General features: G+C 32.2%; 1 protein-coding gene. It reads left to right on the top strand.

The window, feature by feature from the left end:
• The coding region (locus tag R0J88_RS21745) for an exodeoxyribonuclease VII large subunit (protein WP_410901139.1) at positions 1 to 255 on the top strand (255 nt) is incomplete at both ends.

The raw sequence follows: 255 nt of genomic DNA, 5'->3' as shown, positions 1-255 counted from the left end.
ACAGCGATTAAACTCCATTCACCTAAAAATGATATACAATATTATAGTAAGCAATTAGAACAAACGACAAATAGGTTAACAAGATCTGTTAGTTCGGTGCTTAATCAGAAAAAAGATTCCTACCTCTCTGCTATCCGAACATTAGAAGCCTTAAATCCGTTAGCAATTATGACGAGGGGTTATAGTGTATCTTACAAGGATCATAAAGTTATTAAATCGATTTCACAACTTGAAAAAGGTGAAGAAATTTCAATA

This window comes from Pseudoalteromonas sp. SIMBA_162 (assembly GCF_046535955.1).
In the GTDB taxonomy this organism is placed as follows: domain Bacteria; phylum Pseudomonadota; class Gammaproteobacteria; order Enterobacterales; family Alteromonadaceae; genus Pseudoalteromonas; species Pseudoalteromonas marina.
Note: the sequence above shows the minus strand (reverse complement) of the source record. Positions and strands in the feature narration are given on the sequence as shown.